This window comes from Jiangella alba, assembly GCF_900106035.1.
Lineage (GTDB): Bacteria > Actinomycetota > Actinomycetes > Jiangellales > Jiangellaceae > Jiangella > Jiangella alba.
The window spans coordinates 3,168,599-3,193,237 of the sequence record NZ_FNUC01000003.1; the positions used below are offsets into that span (position 1 = coordinate 3,168,599).

Sequence of the window (24,639 nt, forward strand, 5' to 3'; positions counted from 1 at the left end):
CCTCTACATCAACGGGCGACCTCGGTGAAGGCAGCGGTCAGCAGTTGTGGGTCGGGCGCCTCGAGGATGCCGGGCTTGCCGAGCGCGTCGAGGACGACGAAGCGGAGGCGGTCGCCGCGGGTCTTCTTGTCGATGCGCATGGTGTCGAGCAGCCGCGGCCAGGCCTGGCCGTCGTAGCTGGTGGGCAGGCCGAGCAGCTCGAGAACGCGGCGGTGGCGGTCGGCGGTGTCGTCGTCGAGGCGGCCGGCGAGGCGGCCCAGCTCGGCGGCGAACACCATGCCGACGGAGACGGCGGCGCCGTGGCGCCACTTGTACCGTTCCAGCTTCTCGATGGCGTGGCCGAGCGTGTGCCCGTAGTTGAGGATCTCGCGCAGCCCCGACTCGCGCAGGTCGGCGCCCACGACGTCGGCCTTCACCCGCACCGACCGCACCACGAGCTCGCGCACGTACGGGCCGTCGGGCAGCGCCGCGCCGGCGGGGTCGGCCTCGACGACGTCGAGGATGGCCGGGTCGGCGATGAAGCCGGCCTTGATCACCTCGGCCAGGCCGGCGACGTACTCGTGGGGGGGCAGCGACGCCAGCGCGGCGAGGTCGCACAGGACGCCGGCCGGCGGGTGGAAGGCGCCGACCAGGTTCTTGCCCTCGGCGGTGTTGATGCCGGTCTTCCCGCCCACCGCGGCGTCGACCATGCCGAGAACCGTCGTCGGCACCGGCACCCAGCGCACGCCGCGCAGCCAGGACGCCGCGACGAACCCGGCGAGGTCGGTGGTGGCGCCGCCGCCGATGCCGACGATGGCGTCGGAGCGGGTCATGCCGATGCGGCCGAGCACCGACCAGCAGTACGCCGCCACCTCGGCGGTCTTCGCCTCCTCGGCGTCGGGGACCTCGACGGCGTGCGCCTCGAAGCCCTGCGCCACGAGGTCGTCGCGGACGGCGTCGGCTGTGGCGCGCAGCGCGCCCGGGTGGATGACGGCGACCCGCCGCACGCCGTCGCCGAGCAGGCCGGGCAGCTCGCCCAGCAGGCCGGTGCCGACGACGACGTCGTAGGGGTGCTCGCCGGCGACGTGGACGCGCGTGGGCGCGGCGGTGTCAGCGGACATGCTCGACGACCTCGTCGGCGATGTCCTCGGGGTCGCGTCCGGCGGTGTCGACGGTGACCGTGGCGGCCTCGGCGTAGACCGGCCGGCGTTCGTCGAGCAGCCGCTTGAGCTGCGCCCGCGGGCTCTCCAGCAGCAGCGGCCGGTCGCGGTTCATGCCGACCCGCGAGACGGCGTCGGCCAGGCCGACGTCGAGGAAGACGACGACGTGGCCGGCCAGCAGCGCGCGGTTCTCGGGCGCGACGACCGCTCCCCCGCCGAGCGCCAGCACGCCGTCGTGCTCGGCCAGGGCGGCCGCGACGGCGTCGCGTTCGAGCGCGCGGAACGCCGGCTCGCCGTCGTCGACGAAGATGTCGGTGATCGGCTTGCCGGCCGCGCGCTCGATGTCGGTGTCGGTGTCGCGGAACTCGGTGCCCAGCCGCCGCGCCACCAGGGTGCCGATGGTGGTCTTGCCGGCGCCGGGCGGGCCGATGACGACGACGCGCGGCGGCATCAGCGCACGTCCAGCCGCGACGGGATGGCGTCGAGGTAGGCGCGCAGGTTGCGGGCAGTCTCGGCGACGGAGTCGCCGCCGAACTTCTCCAGCGCCAGTTCGGCCACGACCAGCGCGACCATGGCCTCGGCGACGACACCGGCGGCGGGCACCGCGGCGACGTCGGAGCGCTGGTGGTGCGCCGTCGCGACCTCGCCGGTGGCGGTGTCGACGGTGCGCAGCGCGCGCGGCACCGTGGAGATCGGCTTCATCGCGGCCCGGACCCGCAGCGTCTCGCCGGTGGACATGCCGCCCTCGATGCCGCCGGAGCGCCCCGACGTGCGCCGCACGCCCCCGCCGTCGACGGGCACGATCTCGTCCTGTGCCTGGGACCCGCGGGTGCGGGCCAGCTCGAAGCCGTCGCCGACCTCGACGCCCTTGATGGCCTGGATGCCCATCAGGGCGCCGGCCAGCCGCGCGTCGAGCTTGCGGTCGCCGTGCACGTAGCTGCCCACGCCCGGCGGCAGCCCGGTGACGACCACCTCGACGACGCCGCCCAGGGTGTCGCCCTCGTCCTTCGCGGCGTCGACCTCGGCCACCATGAGCTTGCTGGTGTCGGCGTCGAAGCAGCGCAGCGGGTCGGCGTCGAGGTGGTCGACGTCGTCGGGCCCGGGCAGCGGCGAGCCGGCCGGCACCGCGACCGTCCCCAGCTCGACCGTGTGGCTGACCAGCCGGACGCCGTAGGCCTGGCGCAGGAACGCCGACGCGACGGCGCCGAGGGCCACCCGGGCGGCGGTCTCGCGGGCGCTGGCCCGCTCGAGCACGGGGCGCGCTTCGTCGAAGCCGTACTTCTGCATGCCGGCGAGGTCGGCGTGGCCGGGACGCGGACGGGTCAGCGGCGCGTTGCGGGCGCTGCCCTCGAGGACGGCGGGATCGACCGGGTCGGCCGACATGACCTGCTCCCACTTGGGCCACTCGGTGTTGCCCACCTCGATGGCGACGGGGCCGCCCATGGTCCGTCCGTGCCGCACGCCGCCGACCAGCGTGACCGCGTCGGCCTCGAACTTCATGCGGGCGCCGCGGCCGTACCCGAGCCGCCGCCGCGCCAGCGCCGCGTCGACGTCGGCGGTCGTGACCTCGACCCCGGCCGGAAGTCCTTCGAGGATCGCGACCAGGGCCGGGCCGTGCGACTCACCCGCTGTCAGCCATCTGAGCATGACTCGAATTCTCCCACGCCCGCCCCGCCGGCCCCGACCGGCGTCCGCCTGCCGGCGCTTGCCTGCCGGCCGGGTTCTGTCTAGTCTGTCTAGATGGAATCCCGATGGCCCGTCCAGGACGCCAAACAGCGGCTCAGCGAGCTGCTGCGCAAGGCGATCGACGAGGGGCCGCAGATCGTCACCCGCCACGGAGAGGAGCTGGCCGTCGTGATGGACGTCGTGCGCTACCGCGAGCTCCTCGGCGTCGATCTTGCCTTCGACTTCAAGCACGCGCTCACCCATGGCGCGAGGTCCGACGAGGTCTCCGACATCGTCGACGAGATCGTCGCCGAACGCGCGCACGAGCTGCCGCGCGACATCGAGCTCGCCGGGCGCGAATGACGTATCTGCTCGACACCAACGTCGTCTCCGAGCTCCGGCGGCCTCGTCCCGATCAGCGCGTGCTGCGGTGGTGGTCCGACGTACCGGCCGGTCGCCTCTACCTCAGTTGCCTGACCGTCGGCGAGCTGGGCCGCGGCGTCGGCCGGCTGCGCGAGCGCGGCGACCACGCGCAGGCCGAGTCGCTGTCCGGCTGGCTCGACGGTCTGGCGCGTCAGTTCGCCGACCGCATCCTCCCCATCGACGCCGAGGTCACCGAGCTCTGGGGCCGGCTCCCGCAGCGGCGGCCGGTCCCCGTCGTCGACGGGCTCATCGCGGCCACGGCGCTGCGGCACGGCCTCACCGTGGTGACCCGCAACGTGCGCGACTTCTCGGCCACCGGGGTGGGCGTCCTCGACCCGTTCGCGGGCTGACGGCAATGCCCGTGCTCGCCGCCGGGGCGCTGGTCTAGGCTCGCAGGGTGCCGCACGAGATCGATCCAGCCTTCATCGCCCTGCCGATGCGCTCGCTGGCCGACGCCGCGTTGCAGCGGGCCCGCGAGCTCGGCGTCGAGCACGCCGACTTCCGGCTCGAGCGCATCCGCTCCCAGGACCTCTCCTTCCGCGACGGCAAGCTCGAGGGCAGCCGCGACGGCGAGGACGTCGGGTTCGCGGTGCGCGTCCTGCACGAGGGGACGTGGGGGTTCGCCGCCACCGTCGACCTCACCACCGACGACGCCGCGAAGACGGCCGAGAAGGCGGTCGACCTCGCGAAGGTCTCGCGCCGGCTCAGCCCGGCCCGCACCGAGTTGGCCGACGAGCCGGTCCACCCCGACGTCATGTGGGTGTCGGCGTACGAGATCAACCCGTTCGAGGTCGCCGACACCGAGAAGATCGACCGCATGGTCGGCCAGTCCGTCCGCGTCCTCGCCCAGGACGACGTCGACCACGTCACCGCGCAGCTGCAGCAGGTGCAGGAGAACAAGTTCTACGCCGACACCCGCGGCACCGTCACCACCCAGCAGCGGGTCCGGCTGCACCCCGTCTTCGAGGCGGTGAAGGTCGACCCGCGAACGGGCCGGTTCGAGTCCATGCGCACGCTCGCCGCGCCCGCCGGCCGCGGCTGGGAGTACGCCACCGGCGCCGACGGCATCGTCGACTGGGGCGCCGCGCTCGACGAGCTGGGGCCGCTGCTGGCGGAGAAGTTCGCCGCGCCGAGCGTCCGGTCCGGCCGCTACGACCTCGTCATCGACCCCACGAACCTGTGGCTGACGATCCACGAGTCCATCGGGCACGCCACCGAGCTCGACCGCGCGCTCGGCTACGAGGCCAACTACGCCGGCACCTCGTTCGCCACGCTCGACCAGCTGTGGACGCTGCGCTACGGCTCCCCCGTCATGCACGTCACCGGCGACCGCACCACCCCGCACGGCCTGTCCACCATCGGCTACGACGACGAGGGCGTCGAGGCGCAGCGGTGGGACATCGTCAGCGGCGGCACCCTCGTCGGCTACCAGCTCGACCGCGCCATGGCCGCCGCCAACGCCAGCGCGCTGGGCACCAGCCGGTCCAACGGCTGCGCGTTCGCCGACTCTCCCGGCCACGTGCCGGTGCAGCGCATGGCGAACGTGTCGCTGCAGCCGTCCGACGGCGGCCCGTCGACGGAGGAGCTGATCGGGCAGGTCGACGACGGCGTCTACGTCGTCGGCGACAAGTCGTGGTCCATCGACATGCAGCGCTACAACTTCCAGTTCACCGGCCAGCGGTTCTACCGCATCCGCGGCGGTGAGCTGGACGGCCAGCTGCGCGACGTCGCCTACCAGGCCACGACGACCGACTTCTGGGGCTCCATGGCCGCGGTCGGCGGTCCGCAGACGTACGTGCTGGGCGGGGCGTTCAACTGCGGCAAGGCCCAGCCGGGCCAGATCGCGCCGGTCTCGCACGGCGCGCCGTCCGCCCTGTTCCGCGACATCCGCGTGCTCAACACCGCCGAGGAGGGTGGCCAGTGACGCCCCAGGAGATCGTCGAGCGCTGCCTCGAGCTGTCGAAGGCCAGCGGCACGATCGTGCTGGTCGACGAGGGGTCGACGGCGAACCTGCGCTGGGCCACCAACGCGCTGACGACGAACGGCGTCACCCGCGACCGGTCGGTCACCGTCATCGCGACCGTCGACGGCGGCAGCGGCACCGCGTCCGGCGTGGTCGCCCGCAGCGCCGTCACGCCCGAGGGCCTCGAGCCGCTGGTCCGCGCCGCCGAGCAGGCCGCCCGCGACAACGGCCCGGCCGAGGACGCCCAGCCGCTGGTGCCCGGCGACGCCGGCCCGGGCTGGGCCGACCCGCCCGGCGAGACGTCGCCCGACGTGTTCGCGCACATCGCGCCGGCCCTCGGCGACGCGTTCAGCCGCGCCGACGACGAGCGGCGGCTGCTCTACGGCTACCTCGAGCACGGCGTGCGCACCACGTACCTCGGCTCGTCGACGGGGCTGCGGGCCCGGCACGAGCAGCCGACCGGGCACATCGGCATCACCGGCAAGTCCGCCGACAAGACCCGCTCGGCGTGGGTCGGCCAGTCCTCGCGCGACCTCACCGACGTCGACGTCACCGCGCTCGACGCCGAGCTGACCAAGCGGCTGGGCTGGGCGCAGCGGACGGTCGAGCTGCCGGCCGGCCGCTACGACACCGTGCTGCCGCCGACCGCCGTCGCGGACCTGATGATCTACGCCTACTGGACGATGAGCGCCCGCGACGCCGCCGACGGCCAGTCGGTGTACTCCGCGCCGGGCGGCGCCACGCGGGTCGGCGAACGGCTGTCGAAGCACCCGGTGTCGCTGTGGTCCGACCCCGCCGCGCCGGGCCTGGAGTGCGCGTCGTCGGTGTACGCGCACGCGTCGTCGGCCGAGTCGAGCGTGTTCGACAACGGCCTGCCGGTCGGGCGCACCTCCTGGATCGACGACGGCACGCTGCGGGCGCTGCTGCAGACCCGCCACTCCGCCGGGCTGACCGGCCTGCCCGTCACGCCCGCCATCGACAACCTCGGCCTCACCGTCGACGGCGCCACCGGCGGCGTCGACGACCTCGCGGCCGGCCTCGAGCGCGGCCTGCTGCTCACCTGCCTCTGGTACATCCGCGCCGTCGACCCGCAGACGCTGCTGCTCACCGGCCTCACCCGCGACGGCGTCTACCTGGTCGAGAACGGCGAGGTCACCGGCGCGGTGAACAACTACCGGTTCAACGAGAGCCCGGTGGCGCTGCTCGACCGCTTCACCGCGGCCGGCGCCACGGTGCCGACGTTCAGCCGCGAGTGGGGCGACTACTTCCCGCGCACGGCCATGCCGGCGCTGCGCGTTCCCGACTTCAACATGTCGTCGGTGTCGCAGGCCTCCTGAGCCGGCCGTGCGACTCGTCCTGCTGGGCGGCGCCCCGGGCGTCGGCAAGACCTCGGTCGCCCGGCGGCTGCTGCTGCGGCATGCCGCAGCCGGGACGACGCTGGTGCAGTGGGTCGACGTCGACGCGCTCTGGTGGCACCAGCCGTGGCGGGTCGACGAGCACACCACCGGCCTGGCGAAGAGCAACCTCGCCGCCGTCCTGGCCAACGCGGCGGCGGCCGGCGTCGAGATCGTCGTCGTCACCTGGGTGTTCCAGTCCGCGGACCTGCACGAGCTGGTGCGGTCGCTGGCCCCGTCCGGCACCCCGACGACCACGGTGCAGCTGCTGGCCGGCGAGCCGGGATGGCGGCAGCGGTTCACCGCCGATCCCGACCGGCCTCCGGTCGACGACTTCTACCTCGGCCGCTACGCCGGCGCGCAGGCGACGCCGGCCGACCATCGCATCGACACCGACGGGCGCGATATCGCCGCCGTCGCCGCCGAGCTCGCGGCGTTGGTGGGGCTCCCGGGCTAGGGGCGCCCGTCCACCACGGTGACGGTCTCGTCGGTGGTCGAGACCTTGCCGTACGGGTCGGTGCTGCGGACGGTGACGGTGTGCTCGCCGAGGCGCAGGCCGCGGGGCAGCTCGTACGACCACAGGTGCGACGACGGCTCGGGGGCGGCCGGGCGCAGGCTGCCGGTGAGCGTCGAGCGGAGCACCGAGACGTACGGGTCGTTCTGCGGCGCCAGGTGCGTCATCGGCACGAACCGGCCGCCGTCGACGCTCACCTCGACGGTGTGCCGCGAGCCGCCGTCGAACACGTTGGCCGTCACCGTCGGCCGCGGCACGGCCGAGCCCGCCCAGTCACGGGCGTGGAACCGCACCGCGCCCGGCGCGAAGCCGTCCACCCCGCTGACACCGCCGGGGATGCGGACCTCGTCGCCCCAGCCGCCGTCGAAGGTGAGCCGGATCTGGTAGTCCTCCGGCAGGCTGGCCGGCTTGAACTGGGCCCGGTAGGCGTTGCCGGTGAAGAACAGCTCGTAGTGCCCGTTCGGGTTGCCGTCGGACATGTCCGCCGCCTGAATGCCCCGCGAGTCGCGCGGGCCGGTGTTCCAGCCGCTGCCGCGCACCTCGGCCAGCACCTGGTGGTGGAAGTCCTTCGGGCCGTACCAGCCGTGCTCCTCGCCCATGTACATCTGCCAACTGTTGCTGGTGTCGTGGCCGGAGATCGTGTAGACGTGCTCGCGGTCCTCGAGGACGTCGAACAGCTCGGTCAGGTTGGTGGTGTTGACGCCGTCGGACGCGGTGGCGTCGGTGGCCAGCGGGATGTGCGTGCCGATGACGATGAGCCGGTCGGCCGGCACGTGGCGCAGGTCGTTCTGCAGCCACTGCAGCTGCTCGTCGTTCAGGTACCCGATGTAGCCGTGGTCGGGGCCCTGGTGCCTGACGTTGTCCATCAGCACGAAGTGCACCCGGCCGTAGTCGAACGAGTAGTCCGTCGGCCCGAACGTCTCCTTGTAGGTGTCGGTGGCGTTCGCGTCGGTGGGCGCGTCGTAGTCCTGGTCGTGGTTGCCGGGCGTGTTCCACCACGGGATCCCGATCGCCGACACCGCCTGGTTGTGCGGCGCGAACAGGTCCAGCGGGTCGTTGACGATGTCGCCGACGGTGAGGCCGAAGCGGGCGTCGGTGTTGCCGACGATGCCGGCGATGACGTCGATCGCCATGGTGTCGATCTGACCGGTGTTCGACGTCTGCGGGTCGGCGAAGGCCAGTGCCGAGAACTGCTCGTCGACGGAGTCGTCGCGGTGCAGCGGGAAGTCGACGGACGCGGGCAGCGGGCCGGTCGGCTCGACGCCGCCGTAGCGCAGCTCGTACGGGCTGCCGTCCGGGAAGTGCTTGTAGTAGAACTGCGGCAGCTGCACGTCGTTGACCGGCACCATCCAGCCGGCCGGCTTGCTCACGAAGATCACGGTCTCGTCGTCGACGCCCAGGTGGTAACGGCCCTGCGCGTCGGTGCGCACGACGTCGCGGCCGTTCGACACCGACACGTCCGGCACGCCGGCCTCGCCGTCGTCGCGCTGGCCGTTGCGGTTGGTGTCCTCGTAGACGACGCCGGTGGCCGTCTCGGTCTCGGGTGCGGTCTCGGCGCCGGCCAGGCCGAGGCCGGTCGCGCCGAGCCCGGCCACGGTCGCCGTGATGCCGGCGCCGATCAGCCGTCCGCTGCGTCTCGCCATGGTGTCCTCCGGTCAGGTGGGGGTGCACGGAGTGCTGCGAGACTCAACCTGGACGACGTTTCCGAACGCCAGGTGACCGGCCACGGGACACTGGCCGAAGGTTCAGTGCGGGGGCTGGTGGCCGAGCCGGGCCGGCGGCCACGGCAGCGTCCGGACCGACGGGTCGACGTCGCGCTGGACGGCGGGCGGCGCGGCCGGCGCGGGGTCGATGACCGGCTCGGCCTCCCCCGCCGCGACCATCCGCTCGGCCAGCCGTCGCCGCAGCTCGGCGGCGACGCCGCGGTGCGACTCGGCGCCGGCGAGGTTGACCAGCTCGTACGGGTCGTGCGTGAGGTCGTGCAGGGCGGCCTCGACGTAGCGCCCGGCGGCGGCGTCGTGCCACGGGTCGGCGCCGGGCGCGACGACGTAGTACTTCCACCGCGACGTACGCAGCACCCGGCCCACCTCTGACTCGCTGACCTGCACGAACACGTCGTCGGGCCAGTCGGCGGCGGCGCCGGGGTCGCGCAGCAGCGGCAGGAACGAGCGCCCCTGCATGGTGTCCGGCACCGGCAGCCCGGCCGCGTCGAGCAGCGTCGGCGCGAGGTCCACGCCGCTGACCGGCCGCGACACCCGCCCGCCGCCGTCGAACCCGGGCCCGCGCAGCGCCAGCGGCACCCGGATCGAGGCGTCGTGGCAGGACCGCTTGTACTCGCCGTTGCGGGTCTTGAAGTGGCAGCCGTGGTCGGAGGTGAACGCCACGATGGTGTCGTCGAGCAGGTCGAGGCTGCGCAGCGCGTCGAGCAGCCGGCCGAGTCCCTCGTCGACCCGCCGGATCTGCCCCCAGTAGCCGCCGAGGTGCTGGTGCGCGGTGCCGCCGGCGCCGGACAGCGCGGCGAGGTCGGGCGGCACCCAGCGGCCCTGGTAGCGCTCCTCGTACCCCTCCGGCGCCGGGTAGGAGTCGACCTCGTTCTGGTGGTGCGGCTCGATCAGCGACAGGAACAGGAAGAACGGGTCGCGCTGCGCCGGCCCGCCGAGCGACGGCGGCACCCCGGCGCGGTCGCCGACGAACCGGATGGCGGCGTCGACCAGCGCGTCGGACCGGTACCCGGGCAGCAGCACCGGCACGCCGTCGTCGTCGAACACGACCGTGCGGTGGTCGTCGGAGCTGAACTCCAGCAGGTTGGCGCCCAGCCAGGACCCGTAGCCGCCGCGCTGCTCCGGCGGGACGGGCTCGGCGCCGGCCAGGTGCCACTTGCCGATGTAACCGGTGCGGTACCCGGCCGCGCCGAAGTGGCTCGCCAGCGTCCGGGTGTCCGCGGGCAGCGGCAGCGCGTTGCGGTAGACGCCGGACGCGGTGCCGTACCGCCCGGTCTGCAGTGCCGCCCGCGACGGCGCGCACACCGGGTTGGCGGCGAACGCCTGCGCGACGTGCGTGCCGTGGGTGGCCAGCCGGTCGAACTCCGGGGTCAGGCCGAGCGGGTTGCCGTGCACCCCGGTGGAGTCCCAGCGCTGCTGGTCGGTGAGGACGACCACGACGTTCGGACGAGGGCGCATCGGCAGGGACTCCTCATTTCAGGCCGCTGAGCGTGATGCCGCGGACGAAGTAGCGCTGACTGAACAGGAACAGCAGCACGGTCGGGACGAACAGGATGACCGATCCGGCCGCGGTGAGGTGCCAGAGCGTGAAGTACTCCTGGTTGAACAGCGTCAGCCCGACCGGGATCGTCCGCATCTCCTCGCTCGACGTCGCCACCAGCGGCCACAGGAACTCGTTCCACTGGAACACGAACGTGAACAGGCCCAGCACCGCCAGCGCCGGCTTCACCTGCGGCAGGATCACCCGCAGGTAGATCCGCAGCTCGGACGCGCCGTCGATGCGGGCGGCGTGGATGAGGTCGTCCGGGATCGGCTGGATGAACTGGCGCATGAGGAAGATGCCGAACGCGTCCATCAGGAACGGCACGATCAGCGCCTGGTGGGTGTCCAGCCAGCCGAGGTCCGACATCATGACGTACAGCGGGATCATCCGCACGAACAGCGGGATCATCAGGGTCGTCAGCAGCAGTAGGAACAGCGTGTTGCGCAGCGGGAAGCGGAACTTGGCGAACACGTACCCGATCAGCGGGTCGAACACCAGGTGCGCCACGGTGATGCCGCCGGCCACGATCAGGCTGTTCGCGATGAAGTGCGCGAACGGCGCCCGCTCGAACAGCTCGGCGTAGTTGCCCCACTGCGGCGACTCCGGCCACAGCACCGGGTTCGCGGCCAGCGTCTCGGCCTCGGTCTGCAGCGACAGCGCCGCCATGTACAGCAGCGGCAGGACGGTGACCGCGGCGGCCACCGTCAGGACGACGTAGCCCGCCACCCGCGCGGCCGGCCGGGACTGCGTCGCGGCCATCAGTACTGCACCTCGCCCTTGCGCCCGGCCCGCAACTGCACCACCGTCGCGACGACGATGACGAGGAACAGCAGGAACGACAGCGCCGACGCGTAGCCGAAGTCGCGCGAGGTGAACGCGACGTTGAAGACGTGGAAGATGTAGAGGTCGGTGCGCCCGGCCGGCCCGCCGCCGGTGATGATGTACGCCTGCCCGAACGCCTGCAGCCCGCTGATCACCGCCATCACCGACACGAACAGCGTCGTCGGCGCCAGCAGCGGCAGCGTGATGCGCCAGAACCGCTGCCACGGCCCGGCGCCGTCGACCAGCGCGGCCTCGTGGTACTCCTCCGGGATGCCCTGCAGCCCGGCCAGGAACAGCACCATCGTGTAGCCGACCGTCATCCAGAGCGTGACGCCGACGATGGTGGCCAGCGGGTGCGTGTTCAGCCAGGTCTGGGTGGGCAGCCCGAGGTCGGCGAGCACCCGGTTGAGGACGCCCAGCTGCGGGTCCAGGATGTTGCGCCACAGCAGGCCGATGATCGCCACCGACGTCAGGTACGGCACCAGCAGCGCGGCCCGGAACACCACCCGCCCGCGCAGCTTCTGGTTCAGCAGCAGCGCCAGCGCCAGCCCGATGACGATGGCGCCGACCGTCGTCGCCACCCCGAAGACCAGCGTGACGGTGAACGAGTTGCGCACCGCCGCGTCCTCGAACGCCCGCGTGTAGTTGTCCAGCCCGGCGTACTCGTCGGCCTGCGGGCCGGTGCGGAACGAGTTGGCCAGGATGTTCCCGATGGGCAGGTAGAACATCAGCCCGAAGAACGCGAACGCCGGCAGCAGGAAGAGGTACGCGGTGACGACGTAGCGGCGGTGCAGCGACCGCGCGAACGGCCCGCGACGGCGCACCGGTGGCGGGGCGCCGGCCGCCGCGGGCGCCGTCGTGGCGGGGGCACTCATCCGGCGATGGCCTTCTCCGCCGCGGCGGTGAACGTCTCGAGCGCCTGCGCGGCGGGCGTGTTGTTCATGACGACGTCCTGGTAGAGCACCGTGAACAGCTCGACGACCTCGCCGCTCTTCCCGGTCAGCCGCAGCTCCTCGCTGGTGTCGACGGCGTACTCGAAGCCCTGCGCGAACGCCGCCAGCCGCTCGTCGTCCTGCACCACCGGGTCGGCCGCCCACGAGAGCCGCGGCATCAGCATGCCGACCTCCTCGGTGGCCGCCCGCTCGACGTCGAGGGCGGTGATGCGCTTGACGAAGTCCCAGGACAGGTCCGGGTTCTTCGCCTTCGCCGGCACGAACACGCTGGTGCCGGCCTGCACCGTCGCCTGGACGTCGTTCGTCAGCGCGGGCGCGATGCCGAGGTCGAGGTCGGGGCTGGCCTCCTGGATCGGGCCGAGGTCCCACGGCCCGGTGAGGTTCATCGCGGCGCGGCCGGCCGACAGCAGCTTCTGCGGGCCGGAGTAGTCGGTGCCCGGCGTCGGCACCGGCGCGACGCCGTGCACGTGCACGAGGTCGGCCTGGAACTGCAGCGCCTCGACGGCCTTCTCGTTCGGCACCAGCACCCCGCCGCTGCTCTCGTCGAAGTACTTCACGCCGCTCTGCAGCAGCCACGGCCAGGCGTAGGTGGAGTCCTGGTTGAGCGCGACACCGTGCACGCCGTCGCCGGTCAGCGCCTGCGCCGCGGTGAGGAAGTCGTCCCACGTGGTCGGGACCTCGACGCCGGCGGCGTCCAGCAGCGCGCGGTTGTACAGCAGCATGGTGCAGGTGAGGTGCAGCTGTACCCCGTACACCTCGCCCTCGTAGGAGTTGCGCGAGATGGTCCGCGGCTGCCAGTCGTCCGGGTAGCCCATCTCCGCGCCGTCGGCGTCGACGTAGGACTGCAGCGAGAGCGCGTCGCCGCTGATCGCGAACTCCTGGACCCAGCCGCCCGGCTCCTCGACGACGTCCGGCGCGTTGCCGGAGGCGAGGTCGGACAGCAGCCGGGTGCGCAGGTCGTCCCACTGGTACTTCTGGAAGTTGACGGTGACGCCGTGCTCCTCCTCGAACGCCGCGATGACCTCGTCGTACGCGGCGTAGGCGTGGCCGGCGTTCCAGTAGACGGTGAAGTCGCCGCCGCCCGCGTCGCCGCCCGCGGACGCGTCGGACGACGGCGCGCCGGAGCAGCCGCTCAGCCAGGGCGCGGTCAGCCCGGCGACCGCGCCCGCGCCGGTCCAGTGCAGCAGTTGACGTCGGGTGGGTCGGGGTGTCGCCATTGATGGTCTCCTCTCTGGGGAGGCGGCCGGGAGGGCTCAGCTGGAGCCGCGGGGGTGGAACGCCCAGGGGTCGCTCAGCTCGCGCCCCCGCTCCGGCACGCCGGCGTCGATGCGGTCGAACAGCAGGCGGGCGACCTCGGTGAAGTCGTCCTCCGTGGCCGGCCCGACGGTGCTCAGGGCCGGGCGGGTGATGAGGCTCTCGGGCAGGTTGCCGGCGCCGACGACGGCCAGCTCGCCGGGCACGTCGGCCCCGGCGTCGCGGGCCGCCCAGATGGCGCTGACGCCGGCCCGGGCCGACGCGGCGAACACCGCGTCGGGCGGGTCGGGACGGTCGAGCAGGGCGGTGACGGCGTGGTAGGCGGCGACGCGGTCGTCGGCGCCGGTGACGACGAGCGAGGGGTCGGGCTCGGCGTCGTGGCGGCCGAGCGCGGCGAGGTAGGCGGTCAGCCGCTCGGACGTGCTCGGGTCGTCGACCTCGTAGCGGTGGCCGACGAACGCGACCCGGCGGCGGCCGGTCGCGAAGAGGTGGTCGAACGCGGCGTCGCAGGCCGGGGTCTGCGGCGCCCGGACGACGTCGAAGCCGTCGGGTGGCGCGGTGTTGCTCATGACGACCATCGGCAGGCCGCCGCGGGCGAGGCCGGTCAGCTCGGCCCCGTCGAGGAACCGGATGTCGGGCGCGATGACGGCGCCGTCGGCGATGCGCTGCTGCAGCAGCTCGACCGCCTTGGCCGCCCGGGCCGGCGAGTTCACGACGATGGTGAGCACGCCGTAGCCGGCGTCGTCGGCGCGGTCGTGGATGTCCTGGGCCAGCTGGTCGTAGGCCGGCACGCCGATGGAGCCGACGACGAGGCAGACCTGCTCGGTGCGCCGGTTGCGCAGGCTGCGCGCGGACCGGTTGGGCGCGTACGCGAGCCGGCCGGCCGCCTCGAGCACGCGGTCGCGCGTCTCGGCCGGGATGCGGCGGTCGGTGCGCCCGTTCATGACGTACGAGACGGTCGCGACCGAGACGCCGGCCAGCGCGGCCACGTCGCGGGAGGTGGGTTGTCTCGAACGCGTCATGCTTATACGTTTAACCACGTGACCCGGGTCACCGTCAAGGGGCGGGGCAGATTTCGTCAGGCGACCGCCACGAGGGCCAGACCGGCCACGCCGATGGCGCCCGTCACGACGGCCGAGACCACCGAGGCGAGGCACAGAGAGCCGGTGAACTGCAACGACGGGGGCAGGAAGGGAGCCACGCGAGGGAGCTCGGAGAACCGTTCGAACAGGTCCCTGGACAGCTGGAAGCCGGCCCACAGGCCGCGAGCCGCCTGCCGGGCGCCGCGAAGCCCCGGGCCGGCCGTCTGCACCTGCTCCAGCGCGTAGCCCGCCCGCGCCCACGCCCCGGCGATGTCGTAGGCCTCGCCGAGCTCGGCCGCCAGTTCCTCGGGCGGGTCGGTGGCGCGCACCAGCCGGCGCCGGCGCCACAGCAGCGCCAGCCCGGGCGACGCGCCGGCGACCGCGACGGCCAGGAACACCAGGCCGGGGTAGCCGCCCAGCACCGTCGCCTCGATCGCCACCAGCAGCGCCGGGATCAGCGGCAGCAGTCCCACGATCAGCAACGGGATGCGCGCCCGCCGCACCACACCGGACAGCCCCTCGGCCAGTTCGCGCGACAGCGTCTCCCGAGCCTCACCGGCCGACGAGGCGGCGTCCGCCGCGATGCGCAGCCACCGGTCGGACCGGCTCTCCTCCGTGGTCATCGGCTCCTCACTTCGTTCGGTACGGCAGGACGACGATCCGCTCGGCGTCGCGGTCGAGCAGCGCCGGCGCCAGACCGGACAGCGCCGCCACCTCGTCCGCCGACGCGTACCCGCCGCGCAGATCACGCGCCAGCACGAACTCCTCGGCCGTCTCGCGCGGCCAGCCCAGCGCCGTCGCCAGCTCGCCGGCGCCCGCGTTGTTGAGGTCGACCAGCCCGCCGTCGTCGTAGTCGGGGCCGGCGCCCGGGCGCCCGATGCCCAGCTCGTGCGCCATGGCCGGGTCGCGGGTGACGATCTCGCGGGCCTGCCGGCGCCGCTCCCGTCCGGCGAGGACCTCGCGCACGGCCGGATGGTCCTCGATGGCGGCGGCGCCGTCGTACGGCGGCAGCTCGACAGTCTCCTCGCGGCGGCGGAACACGACCGGGCGGGCCTTCAGCGCCGCCCCGACCCCGGCGACGGTGGTCGCCAGGAAGATCATCACGAACACGTCGTTCTCCGAGCCCAGCGCGTACTTCAGCAGCATGCCGGCACCGCCGGCCGCCAGCGCGGCGGTCGCCGCCAGCCAGCCGGACGTCCGGGTGCGCCACCATGCCTGGGCCGCGGGCAGCCAGCCGAGGATCCCGACGGTGTACACCGGCATGAGCACCCAGAGGGCCTGGCCGATCACCCGGAAGACGCGCCGCACGGGCGCAAGGATGCCATATGACGGCCAGTGATCACCGCGGTCGCGGCGGCAACAGGGTCAGCCGGTCGGCATCGCGCGATGGCACGATCCCAGTGCAGGACGCTCACGAGTCCGTCCGCCGTGACGTTGTTCAGGTCGACCGGACCGCCGTCGTCGAACGACCTCGGCAGGTCCGGCCTGCCGATGGCCGGCTCGTACGCCATGGCCAGATCGTGGGTCGCGATCTCTCGCGGCGGCGCCCCCCATGGTCATGCCGGTCAGCGTGCCACAGACTCTCAGCCGCGGGGAAGGACGAACTCGTAGCCGGCGGCGCGCAGGGTCTCGATGATCGCCGGCAGCGCCGCCACCGTGCCCGCGCGGTCGCCGCCGCCGTCGTGCAGGAGGACGATCGCGCCCGGGTGGATGTGCTCGGCCACGTAGTCGTGGATGGCTCGGGCGCCGGGTTTGCGCCAGTCGCCCGGGTCGACGCTCCAGCCGAGGGGGACCTGGTCGTGCCCGGCGGCGATCTCGTTGACGTTGGCGGCGAAGTTGCCGCCCGGCGCGCGGAAGAACGGCACCGCGACGCCCGGGACGGCGTCGTCGATGGCGGCGAGAGTGCCGGCGATCTCGTCGTCGATGACGCCGGGGTCGCGGTCGGGCAGCGAGGTGTCGTGGCTGACGGTGTGGTCGCAGAGCCGGTGGCCCTCGTCGGCGATCTCCTGGACGAGCTTCGGGTACAGCCGCGCCATCTCGCCGACCAGGCAGAACGTCGCCTTGATCTCGTACTGGCGGAGGATGCGCAGCACCTGCGGGGTCTGCTCGGGATGCGGGCCGTCGTCGAAGGTGAGGGCGACGGTGGCGCCGTCGCGGCCGGTGAGGCGGCGGGTGCCGGCCTTGTCGACCTCGGCGACCGGGGGCTTGCCGCCCTCGGCGGCCGGGACCAGCGACAACACCCGGTCCGGCGTCTTCGGCGCGGCCTGCTGGGCGGTCTCGGCGGCGGCGGACGTGCTGCCGGGCGGCTCGCTGCGGGCGGCGCCGACGATGACCCCGACGATGAGGCAGAGAATCAGGGCAGCACGGAGCTCTCGGGACACCGGCACCACCCCACCTCAGTCAGGACGAATCCATCAGAACCCGGCAGGTGCGACGGTACCGGCGCAGCACCGCAGACCCGGTGAGGCGCGCCGAATGCGCTTTCCCTCCCAGACCGCCCACCCCCTGCGGAAAGCCGCAGGGCGATCCCGGCGGTGACCTTCATCGCGCCGCCCCGCCCGAATCCCGTACCTTCGAGTCGTGAACATCCGCCTCTCCCCGGAAACCGAGCTGACCGGCCTGGCCGGCTGGGCCGTCGACCTCATGGACACCATGGGGGCGGTCGGCGCCGGCCTCGCCATCGCCGCCGAGAACCTGTTCCCGCCGCTGCCCAGCGAGGTCATCCTGCCGCTGGCGGGCTTCACCGCGAGCCGCGGCGACATGAACCTGGCGGCGGCGATCATCTGGACGACGGTCGGCTCGGTGGTCGGCGCGCTGATCTGGTACGCCGTGGGCGCGGCGGTGGGGCGCGACCGCACCCGCTCCATCCTGGCGGCGCTGCCGCTGGTGAAGATGAGCGACGTCGACAAGGCGGAGGCGTGGTTCGGCAAGCACGGCGTGAAGACCATCTTCTTCGGCCGCATGATCCCGATCTTCCGCAGCTTCATCTCCATCCCGGCCGGCGTCGAACGCATGTCGCTGCCGATCTTCCTGGCCTTCACCGCGCTCGGCAGCGCCATCTGGAACACGGTGTTCATCCTGCTCGGCTACCAGCTGGGGCAGAACTGGGACTCCGTCGAGCAGTACATCGGCATCCTGCAGTACGCGGTCATCGCCGCGGTGGTCGTCGCGGTGGCGGCGTTCGTGATCCTGCGGGTCCGGTCCAACCGGCGCGACGACCGCGAGCGGGCCCGGTACCGCGCCCGCCGTCAGGACCCGAGGTAGCGCAGCACCGCCAGCACCCGGCGGCTGTAGCCGCCGGCGGACGTCAGCTCCAGCTTGTCGAAGATCGCGTTGGCGTGCTTCTCGACGGCGCTCTGCGAAACATGCAGCCGGCCGGCGATCGCCGCGTTGGTGTGGCCCTGCGCCATCAGCTCCAGCACGTCCCGCTCGCGCGGGGTGAGCCGCCGCAGCGGGTCGCCGTGGGAGGTGCGGGCGATCAGCCGGCGGACCACCTCGGCGTCGTAGGCCGCTCCCCCGCCGCCCACCCGCTCCAGCGCGTCGAGGAAGTCGCCGACGTGCGCGACGCGGTCCTTGAGCAGGTAGCCGACGCCGTCGGTGTGCGTCTCGAACAGCTCGGTGGCGTAGCGCCGCTCGACGTACTGCGACAGCACCAGGATCGCGACCTCCGGCCACTCGGTCTTGATCCGCAGCGCCGCCCGCAGCCCCTCGTCGGTGTGCGACGGCGGCATCCGGACGTCGGCGACCACGACGTCGGGCCGGTCGGCGGCGACGGCGGCCAGCAGCGCGTCCGCGTCGCCCACCGACGCGACCACCTCGTGGCCCTCGTCGCGCAGCAGTTTCGCCAGGCCCACGCGCAGCAGCACGGAGTCCTCGGCCAGGATCACCCGCACGGCAGCTCCGCCTCGACGACGGTCCCGCGCCCGGGCGGCGACTCGACAGCGAACCGGCCGTCCAGCGCGGCGACCCGGCGGCGCAGCCCGGCCAGTCCGCCGCCGTCCGGGTCGGCGCCGCCCGCGCCGTCGTCGGTCACCCGCACCCGCACCGCCGCGCCCGAGCGCCACACGTCGAGGTGCAGCGACGACGCGCCGGCGTGCTTGACGGCGTTGGTGGCGGCCTCGGCGACGACGAAGTAGACCGCGGTCGCGACGGGTTCCGGCGGTGAGCCGGCCGCGTACGACAGCTTCGCCCCGGCGCCGTCGGCGACCGCCGCCAGCGCCTCCTCCAGCCCGAGGCTGTCCAGCGCCGCCGGATACACCCGCCAGGCGACGGCGCGGAGGTCGGCCAGCACCCGTTGCGACTCCTCGTGCGCCGCCCGCAGCAGCTCGTCGCCGCGCTCCCGGTCCGCCGCCCGCCGCGCCCGCCCCAGCAGCAGGCCGAGCGCGACCAGCCGCTGCTGGACGCCGTCGTGCAGGTCACGCTCGATGCGCCGGCGCTCCGCGTCGACCACCGCGACGACGCCGGCCCGCGACTCGGCCAGTTCGTCGATGCGCCGCCGCAGCACCTCGGACTCCGTCGGCCCGAGGAACCGCCGCGCCGCCCGCCGGTCCAGCCCGACGACGCCGGCCAGTCCCTGCACGGCGATGTAGAGCAGCACGGCGCCGGGCAGGATCAGCGACAGGATGGTCAGCCCGGAGACCTGCTCACCCTCGCCGTTGAACGGGCTGCCGACCAGCCACATCCGCATCGTCACCGCGACCGTCACCACGCCCCAGACGACCAGCAGCAGGATCGCCGCGCCCAGCAGCCCGACGACGGTGCGCGCGGCGAGGTAGGCCAGTGGCCGGCCGGTGTGGTCCGGCGTCGGCGTCGCCAGCCAGTCGCGCAGCCGCCGCCGCTCCCAGCCGGTCAACCGGTGCGCGGGCCGCGCGGCCGCCGTCAGCACCCGGCCGCGGGCGCCCCGTGCCGCCACGACCGGCAGCAGCGCCACCCCGGTGACCAGCAGCAGCCCGAGCGACGCGAACGCCGACACCGCGCCCAGGCTGATCCCGACGGTGCGCCGCCACGCGACGTCGACGACGCCGCGCAGCCACGGCCGCAGCGGCGCCGCGGCCGTGCTGCTCAGACCAGCTCCTGCGGCTTCTCGTCCGGTGACCCCTCCGCGCCGGGCGCCGACCCGGCCGACTCGGCCTCGGCCCGGCGCCGGTTGCGCACGCCGATGCGGTGCCGGATCAGCTCGATCAGGCCGGTGATGGTCAGCGCGATGCCGAGCCCGACCCCGAGGCCGAGCAGCGGGTTGTCCTCGAACGCGTGCCCGCCGACGTAGCCGATCATGCCGGAGTAGACGCCCCACGACAGCGTCGCGATGGCGTCGAAGAAGGTGAACTTGCGCAGCGGGTACTCGACGGTGCCGCAGGTGAGCGTGACCGCCGTACGCCCGCCGGGGATGTACCGCGCGACGATGAGGATGACGCCGCCGCGCTCGTTCAGCTGGCGTTCGGCCCAGTCGAACATGGCACCGGACTTCTTGCCGGTGGCGCGGTGGCGCAGCTTGGTGCCGGCGGTACGCCCGATGAAGTACGAGATGTGGTCGCCGACGAACGCGCCGGCCGCGCCCGCCAGGATGACGAACAGCAGGTTCGGCACCCCGTCGGCGGCCGCGAACACCCCGCCGGTGATGACCAGGGTCTCGCTCGGCACGGCCGGGAAGAACCCGTCGAGCAGGGCGACGCCGAAGATGACCGCATAGACCCAGGGCGAGCCCATGACCTCGCGGGCGAGGTCGATGATCGCGTCGTTCATGGTCTCCCGTGTTCCCGTCGCCGACTCGTCATCTCCGACCCTACGTGGCGCGGGGGCGCGGTACGTACGACCTCAGTCGGACGCCGACCCTGGACTTGGGGTGGGGGTCAGTCCTGGAACGCCTCCGGCGAGGGGCACGAGCAGACGAGATGGCGGTCGCCGTACGCGCCGTCGATGCGGCCCACCGGCGGCCAGTACTTGTCCTCGCGGCTGGCCGCGGACGGGTACACGGCGCTCGCGCGGTCGTACGGGTGGGACCACTCCTCAACCAGCGACGACGCCGTGTGCGGCGCGTTGACCAGCGGGTTGTCGTCGGCCGGCCAGTCACCGGCGGCGACGCGGGCGGCCTCGGCGCGAATGGCGATCATCGCGTCGCAGAAGCGGTCCAGCTCGCCCTTGTCCTCGGACTCGGTCGGCTCGATCATCAGCGTCCCGGCGACCGGGAACGACATGGTCGGCGCGTGGAACCCGTAGTCGATCAGCCGCTTGGCGACGTCGTCGACGGAGATGCCGGTGGCCTTGGTCAGCGGCCGCAGGTCGACGATGCACTCGTGCGCCACCAGCCCGCCGCGGCCGGTGTACAGCACCGGGAAGTGGTCGCGCAGCCGCACGGCGACGTAGTTGGCGTTCAGCACCGCGGTCTGGGTGGCCAGCTTCAGCCCGGCCGGGCCCATCATGCGGATGTAGGCCCACGGGATGGGCAGGATCGACGCAGACCCGAACGGCGCCGCCGCGATGGGCCCGACGCCCGTCGACGGGCCAGCCTCCGGCAGCAGCGGGTGGTTCGGCAGGAACGGCGTCAGGTGCGACCGCACGCCGATCGGGCCGACGCCGGGACCGCCGCCGCCGTGCGGGATGCAGAACGTCTTGTGCAGGTTCAGGTGGCTGACGTCGGCGCCGAACTCGCCCGGCTTGGCCAGCCCGACCAGCGCGTTGAGGTTGGCGCCGTCGACGTACACCTGGCCGCCGGCCGCGTGCACCAGCGCCGCGATCTCGGTGATGCCCTCCTCGTACACGCCGTGCGTCGACGGGTACGTGACCATGATCGCGGCCAGCCGGTCGGCGTGCTCGTCGATCTTCGCCCGCAGGTCGGCGAGGTCGACGGTGCCGTCGTCGGCCGCCGCGACCACCACGACCCGCATGCCCGCCATGACCGCCGACGCCGCGTTGGTGCCGTGCGCGCTGGACGGGATGAGGCAGACCTCGCGCTGCTCGTCGCCGTTGGAGCGGTGGAACGCGCGGATCGCCAGCAGCCCGGCCAGCTCGCCCTGCGACCCGGCGTTCGGCTGGATCGAGACCGCGTCGTACCCCGTCACCGTCGCCAGCCACCCCTCCAGCTGGCGGATCAGCGCGAGGTAGCCGTCGGCCTGCTCGACCGGCACGAACGGGTGGATGCCGGCGAACCCGGGCCAGGTGATCGGCTCCATCTCCGTCGCGGCGTTGAGCTTCATGGTGCACGAGCCGAGCGGGATCATGCCGCGGTCGAGCGCGTAGTCCTTGTCGGCGAGCTTGCGCAGGTAACGCAGCATCGACGTCTCGGACCGGTGCGTGTTGAAGACCGGGTGGGTGAGGTACGCGCTGTGCCGGCGCAGGCCCTCGGGGATCGCGACGGTGGCCGCGCCGGCCGTCCCGGCGACGCCGAAGGCGCGCAGCACCCGGGTGAGGTCGGCGCCGGTGGTGACCTCGTCGCAGGCGATGCGGACGTCGTCGACGCCGGCCGCGCCGAGGTTGACGCCCAGCTCGGCGGCGTCGGCCACGACCGCGTCCGCCCGGCCCGGCACCCGGACGAGGACGGTGTCGAAGAACGCGTCGTGGACGACCTCGACGCCGCCGGCCCGCAGCGCCGCCGCCAGCGACGTCGCGTGACCGTGCACCCGCGACGCGATCTCGCGCAGCCCCTCGGGGCCGTGGTAGACGGCGTACATCGAGGCGACCACGGCCAGCAGCACCTGCGCGGTGCAGATGTTCGACGTCGCCTTCTCGCGGCGGATGTGCTGCTCGCGGGTCTGCAGCGCCAGGCGGTAGGCCTGCGCGCCGAAGGCGTCCTTCGAGACGCCGACCAGCCGGCCCGGCAGCCCGCGCTCCAGCCCGGCCCGGACGGCCATGTAGCCGGCGTGCGGCCCGCCGTACCCGAGCGGCACGCCGAACCGCTGTGACGACCCGACGACGACGTCGGCGCCCAGCTCGCCGGGCGGCGTCAGCAGCGTCAGGGCCAGCAGGTCGGCGGCGACGGTGACCAGCGCGCCCCGCTCGTGCGCCGCCTCGACCACCGGCGTGAGGTCGCGGATGCGCCCGGACGCGCCCGGGTACTGCACGACGACGCCGAACAACTCGCCGCCGGGCAGCCCCTGGTCGAGGTCGGCGACGACGACGTCGATGCCCAGCGGTTCGGCCCGGGTCTGGATGACGGCGATGGTCTGCGGCAGGCAGTCGGCGTCGACGACGACGGTGTTGCTGGTCGTGCCGCGGATCGACCGGCGCATCAGCGTCATCGCCTCGGCCGCCGCGGTGGCCTCGTCGAGCAGGCTGGCGTTGGCCGTGGGCAGGCCGGCGAGGTCGGAGACCATGGTCTGGAAGTTCAGCAGCGCCTCGAGCCGGCCCTGCGAGATCTCCGGCTGGTACGGCGTGTAGGCGGTGTACCAGGCCGGGCTCTCCAGCACGCGGCGGACGACCACCGGCGGCGTCACGGTGTCGTAGTAGCCGAGGCCGATCATCTGGGTGTGCGGCCGGTTGCGCCGCGACAGCGCCCGCAGCTCGTCCAGCGTCTCGGTCTCGGTGGCGGCGGGCGGGAGGTCGAGCGCGCCGAGGTTGCGGATGGCGTCCGGCACGGCCGCCTCGACCAGCGCGTCGAGCGACTCGTACCCGACGGCGTCGAGCATCTTCGCGATCTCCTCGTCGCGCGGCCCGACGTGCCGGGCGACGAAGGGCGCCTCGCTGGCGATCTGGGACAGGGACATCGGCGGAGCTCCTCGGACACGTATGGGCGAGTTCGCTCCCCCTCTGTCGCCGTCGATGACGACTTCAGAGTGGCCTCGCCCGACCGGTCCTTGATGCCTGAGAGGTTGGCGGGGATGTTGCCCCTTCGGCGCCTCGCGTACGAGGACTCTCCCGGCCCGGGTCCACAGCTCGCCGTCAGCATAGCTCGCCACCGCCCGGGCTGCGACGCCGACGCGCGAACGCCCGTCCCGATGGCAGGGGCGGGCGTTCGTTCGTCGCGGTGTTCGGCGGGCTACTCCCCCGCGGCGCGAGCCCGGCGGCGGGCGGCGAGCTGGTCGCCGGGGTGTTCGGCCGGCGGCTCGCCGGGCTTCTCGGCCGGCAGCTCGACGAGGGTGGCCTCGATCTCGCGCCACACCCGGCCGACGGCGATGCCGAAGACGCCCTGGCCGCCCTGCACGAGGTCGACCACCTCGTCGGCGGACGTGCACTCGTAGACGCTGGCGCCGTCGCTCATCAGTGTGATGCCGGCGAGGTCCTCGACGCCGCGGTCGCGCAGGTGCTGCACCGCCTGGCGGATCTGCTGCAGCGAGACGCCGGTGTCGAGCAGCCGCTTCACGATCTTGAGGACCAGGATGTCGCGGAACGAGTACAGCCGCTGGCTGCCGGACCCGGCGGCGCTGCGGATGCTCGGCTCGACCAGCCCGGTGCGGGCCCAGTAGTCGAGCTGGCGGTACGTGATGCCGGCGGCGCTGCACGCCGTCGGACCGCGGTAGCCGACGTCCTCGGGGACCGGGCCGACCATGCCCTCGAACAGCAGGCCCTGCCGGGTGGCGGCGCGGCCCGCGGCGGCGGTACGACCGGCGTCACCTGCCGTGCCGGTACCGGATGTGCTGTCTGCGCTCACGCCGACCCCTTCGTGGTCCATGCCGATTGCGACGTCGTGTTACACCAGTGACGTTAGGGCCGGGCCCCACGGCGGTCAATGCAACACGCGGCAAGTCTCAAGCTCGACTTCAGCTCTAGACAGAAATCACACCAGTCACACGAGTAACACCCGCACCCGGGGTGTCGCCCGCCCCGCAGTCCTGTCGTGCGGTCCGGTCGTGCAGTCCGGCCCCGCCGCCCGGTCTCGCCGCCCGGTCGTGCGGTCCGGCCCCGCTGGCCCGGCCACCCCACCGCGGGCGGTGACACCAGCGCCAACTGTTGGCCACCACGTCAACACGCCCGCACCACCACCCACCGCCACCGACCACCCGGCGCCGACCACCGGTCACCCGCGCCCACCGACCACCCAGCCTCGGCCGGTAGCGACCGACCCACGGGCGCACACCGCCCCGCCGGCCCGACCACCCCACCGCGCGCGGTGACACCAGCGCCACCTGTTGGCCACCACGTCAACACGCCCGCACCACCACCCACAGCCACTCACCGCACCGGGCACCCGCGCCCACCGACCACCCAGCACCGGCCGACACGACCGGCCCACG

General features: G+C 73.4%; 24 protein-coding genes and 1 riboswitch. Of the genes, 6 read left to right on the forward strand and 18 right to left on the reverse strand.

Features of this window, described 5'->3' with window-relative positions:
• Positions 1-8 precede the first annotated feature (8 nt).
• The 3 genes from aroB to aroC are packed head-to-tail and all read right to left on the reverse strand — an operon-like array spanning position 9 to position 2,786.
• Entirely contained in the window at positions 9-1,100 is a 1,092-nt protein-coding gene (gene aroB, locus BLV02_RS17010) for a 3-dehydroquinate synthase (RefSeq protein WP_069114775.1), read from the reverse strand.
• On the reverse strand, positions 1,090-1,590 hold the full coding sequence (locus BLV02_RS17015) for a shikimate kinase (RefSeq protein WP_069114776.1): 501 nt from the start codon (positions 1,588-1,590) through the stop codon (positions 1,090-1,092). Before BLV02_RS17015 ends, aroB begins: the two co-directional genes overlap by 11 nt.
• Positions 1,590-2,786 (reverse strand): chorismate synthase, encoded by a 1,197-nt coding sequence (aroC, locus tag BLV02_RS17020; protein ID WP_069114777.1) that lies wholly within the window; start codon positions 2,784-2,786, stop codon positions 1,590-1,592. The genes BLV02_RS17015 and aroC overlap by 1 nt, the downstream gene beginning before the upstream one ends.
• A gap of 93 nt (positions 2,787-2,879) precedes the next feature.
• Here aroC and BLV02_RS17025 point away from each other — a divergent pair, with 93 nt between their 5' ends.
• Genes BLV02_RS17025 through BLV02_RS17045 form a run of 5 tightly spaced genes read left to right on the forward strand, consistent with a single transcriptional unit; the run spans position 2,880 to position 7,041 of the window.
• Positions 2,880-3,167 (forward strand): type II toxin-antitoxin system Phd/YefM family antitoxin, encoded by a 288-nt coding sequence (locus BLV02_RS17025; RefSeq protein ID WP_069114778.1) that lies wholly within the window; start codon positions 2,880-2,882, stop codon positions 3,165-3,167.
• Entirely contained in the window at positions 3,164-3,577 is a 414-nt protein-coding gene (locus BLV02_RS17030; protein WP_069114779.1) for a type II toxin-antitoxin system VapC family toxin, read from the forward strand. Before BLV02_RS17025 ends, BLV02_RS17030 begins: the two co-directional genes overlap by 4 nt.
• Before the next feature lie 47 nt (positions 3,578-3,624).
• Complete coding sequence (locus BLV02_RS17035; protein WP_069114780.1) at positions 3,625-5,151, forward strand: TldD/PmbA family protein; 1,527 nt, start codon at positions 3,625-3,627, stop codon at positions 5,149-5,151.
• Positions 5,148-6,527 (forward strand): metallopeptidase TldD-related protein, encoded by a 1,380-nt coding sequence (locus BLV02_RS17040; RefSeq protein WP_069114781.1) that lies wholly within the window; start codon positions 5,148-5,150, stop codon positions 6,525-6,527. The genes BLV02_RS17035 and BLV02_RS17040 overlap by 4 nt, the downstream gene beginning before the upstream one ends.
• A gap of 7 nt (positions 6,528-6,534) precedes the next feature.
• The gene (locus tag BLV02_RS17045; RefSeq protein WP_069114782.1) at positions 6,535-7,041 is read left to right on the forward strand and encodes an ATP-binding protein; all 507 of its coding nucleotides are present in this window, start codon (positions 6,535-6,537) and stop codon (positions 7,039-7,041) included.
• Here the strand turns inward: BLV02_RS17045 and BLV02_RS17050 are convergent.
• From BLV02_RS17050 to BLV02_RS17095, 10 genes are all read right to left on the reverse strand, one after another.
• Positions 7,038-8,741 carry a calcineurin-like phosphoesterase C-terminal domain-containing protein gene (locus BLV02_RS17050; RefSeq protein ID WP_069114783.1) on the reverse strand — a complete coding sequence of 568 codons (1,704 nt, stop codon included), beginning with the start codon at positions 8,739-8,741 and terminating at the stop codon, positions 7,038-7,040. The two genes, BLV02_RS17045 and BLV02_RS17050, sit on opposite strands and share 4 nt — an antisense overlap.
• 102 nt (positions 8,742-8,843) lie before the next feature.
• Positions 8,844-10,277, reverse strand: a complete 1,434-nt coding sequence (locus BLV02_RS17055) for a sulfatase family protein (protein ID WP_171906890.1) — start codon at positions 10,275-10,277, stop codon at positions 8,844-8,846.
• 13 nt (positions 10,278-10,290) lie between these two features.
• Entirely contained in the window at positions 10,291-11,121 is an 831-nt protein-coding gene (locus BLV02_RS17060) for a carbohydrate ABC transporter permease (RefSeq protein ID WP_069114785.1), read from the reverse strand.
• Positions 11,121-12,059: a carbohydrate ABC transporter permease gene (locus tag BLV02_RS17065; RefSeq protein WP_083289189.1), complete on the reverse strand. Its 939-nt coding sequence runs from the start codon at positions 12,057-12,059 to the stop codon at positions 11,121-11,123. Before BLV02_RS17065 ends, BLV02_RS17060 begins: the two co-directional genes overlap by 1 nt.
• Positions 12,056-13,354 (reverse strand): sugar ABC transporter substrate-binding protein, encoded by a 1,299-nt coding sequence (locus BLV02_RS17070; protein ID WP_069114786.1) that lies wholly within the window; start codon positions 13,352-13,354, stop codon positions 12,056-12,058. The genes BLV02_RS17065 and BLV02_RS17070 overlap by 4 nt, the downstream gene beginning before the upstream one ends.
• Positions 13,355-13,390: 36 nt before the next feature.
• Positions 13,391-14,413, reverse strand: a complete 1,023-nt coding sequence (locus BLV02_RS17075; RefSeq protein ID WP_069114787.1) for a LacI family DNA-binding transcriptional regulator — start codon at positions 14,411-14,413, stop codon at positions 13,391-13,393.
• A 56-nt stretch (positions 14,414-14,469) separates the two neighbouring features.
• Entirely contained in the window at positions 14,470-15,096 is a 627-nt protein-coding gene (locus tag BLV02_RS17080) for a hypothetical protein (RefSeq protein ID WP_069114788.1), read from the reverse strand.
• A gap of 7 nt (positions 15,097-15,103) precedes the next feature.
• The gene (locus BLV02_RS17085) at positions 15,104-15,781 is read right to left on the reverse strand and encodes a ComEA family DNA-binding protein (protein WP_069114789.1); all 678 of its coding nucleotides are present in this window, start codon (positions 15,779-15,781) and stop codon (positions 15,104-15,106) included.
• Positions 15,760-15,984, reverse strand: a complete 225-nt coding sequence (locus BLV02_RS17090) for a hypothetical protein (RefSeq protein WP_069114790.1) — start codon at positions 15,982-15,984, stop codon at positions 15,760-15,762. The genes BLV02_RS17085 and BLV02_RS17090 overlap by 22 nt, the downstream gene beginning before the upstream one ends.
• Before the next feature lie 72 nt (positions 15,985-16,056).
• Complete coding sequence (locus tag BLV02_RS17095) at positions 16,057-16,854, reverse strand: polysaccharide deacetylase family protein (RefSeq protein WP_141711859.1); 798 nt, start codon at positions 16,852-16,854, stop codon at positions 16,057-16,059.
• Positions 16,855-17,116: 262 nt separating this feature from the next.
• Here BLV02_RS17095 and BLV02_RS17100 point away from each other — a divergent pair, with 262 nt between their 5' ends.
• A complete protein-coding gene (locus BLV02_RS17100; RefSeq protein WP_069114858.1) occupies positions 17,117-17,737 on the forward strand; it encodes a VTT domain-containing protein in 621 nt (206 codons plus the stop codon).
• Here BLV02_RS17100 and BLV02_RS17105 read toward each other — a convergent pair.
• The 5 genes from BLV02_RS17105 to BLV02_RS17125 all read right to left on the reverse strand — a co-directional run bounded on the left by BLV02_RS17105 (position 17,722) and on the right by BLV02_RS17125 (position 24,056).
• Positions 17,722-18,366 (reverse strand): response regulator transcription factor, encoded by a 645-nt coding sequence (locus tag BLV02_RS17105; RefSeq protein WP_069114791.1) that lies wholly within the window; start codon positions 18,364-18,366, stop codon positions 17,722-17,724. The two genes, BLV02_RS17100 and BLV02_RS17105, sit on opposite strands and share 16 nt — an antisense overlap.
• Positions 18,357-19,445, reverse strand: coding sequence for a sensor histidine kinase (locus BLV02_RS17110; protein WP_216094571.1), 1,089 nt, complete (start codon positions 19,443-19,445; stop codon positions 18,357-18,359). Before BLV02_RS17110 ends, BLV02_RS17105 begins: the two co-directional genes overlap by 10 nt.
• Before the next feature lie 89 nt (positions 19,446-19,534).
• Positions 19,535-20,215 carry a DedA family protein gene (locus BLV02_RS17115; RefSeq protein ID WP_069114792.1) on the reverse strand — a complete coding sequence of 227 codons (681 nt, stop codon included), beginning with the start codon at positions 20,213-20,215 and terminating at the stop codon, positions 19,535-19,537.
• A gap of 107 nt (positions 20,216-20,322) precedes the next feature.
• On the reverse strand, positions 20,323-23,172 hold the full coding sequence (gcvP, locus tag BLV02_RS17120; protein ID WP_069114793.1) for an aminomethyl-transferring glycine dehydrogenase: 2,850 nt from the start codon (positions 23,170-23,172) through the stop codon (positions 20,323-20,325).
• Positions 23,173-23,246: 74 nt separating this feature from the next.
• A riboswitch (glycine riboswitch) is annotated at positions 23,247-23,336 on the reverse strand.
• Positions 23,337-23,444: 108 nt separating this feature from the next.
• Entirely contained in the window at positions 23,445-24,056 is a 612-nt protein-coding gene (locus BLV02_RS17125) for a MerR family transcriptional regulator (protein WP_281243393.1), read from the reverse strand.
• Positions 24,057-24,639 lie beyond the last annotated feature (583 nt).